Below are 610 nucleotides of genomic sequence, written 5' to 3'. Positions count from 1 at the left end.
GCCCCAAAAACCCCCTCCTCTAGGCCGTGCCCCCCCACCACGGGAAGACCGGGTAGGGGGAAGAGGGCCTCGAGGTCGCCCATCCTCCGCCCAGTGACCACGTAGACCGGATACCGCGCCTTCAGGTCTCGAAGGACTCCTGGGGCCTCAGGGTGGGGCAAGGCGTTCTTGGGGTCCTCGCTTATAGGGGCCAGGGTGCCGTCGTAATCCAAAAAGAAGATGGGGTTCTCCGCTTTCATCGTTCCAAGGAGGCAATAAACCGCTCAGCCCAGCCCTGGATATCCAGGGCAGCTATCCGCTGTTTGAGCTGGACGAGCCTCTCTCTCCGTTCCTCTTTGGGCATGCGCAGGGCCCGGTCCAAGGCCGCGGCCATGCCGTCTAGATCGTAGGGGTTGACCAAAAGAGCCTCCTTCAGGTACTCCGCAGCCCCCGCCAGGTTGGAGAGTACCAGGGCCCCGTCGTCCGTGGTGTAGGCGTACTCCATGGCCAGGCTTTTATCGTAACCACATATGCAAGCGGTCTCCATTCCCAGTCCACTACCCTATCTAGCCCAGATACCCGACCCCCGCGAGCCCTTGAGGACCCAACATCAATGGCAAGACCTGCTGCT

General features: G+C 61.8%; 2 protein-coding genes. Both read right to left on the bottom strand.

Features of this window, described 5'->3' with window-relative positions; translation table 11 throughout:
• Window positions 1–239: trehalose-phosphatase (locus Mlute_RS15435; RefSeq protein WP_281270877.1), on the bottom strand; the 239-nt coding region annotated here is incomplete at its 3' end.
• Window positions 236–484: a trehalose-6-phosphate synthase gene (locus Mlute_RS15430; RefSeq protein WP_119361355.1), complete on the bottom strand. Its 249-nt coding sequence runs from the start codon at window positions 482–484 to the stop codon at window positions 236–238. The genes Mlute_RS15435 and Mlute_RS15430, both read right to left, overlap by 4 nt.
• Between the last annotated feature and the right edge of the window lie 126 nt (window positions 485–610).

The sequence above is a fragment of the Meiothermus luteus genome (genome assembly GCF_003574085.1).
In the GTDB taxonomy this organism is placed as follows: Bacteria; Deinococcota; Deinococci; order Deinococcales; family Thermaceae; genus Meiothermus; species Meiothermus luteus.
The sequence above is the reverse complement of the archived record's forward strand: the minus strand, read 5'-3'. Positions and strand labels throughout refer to the sequence as shown.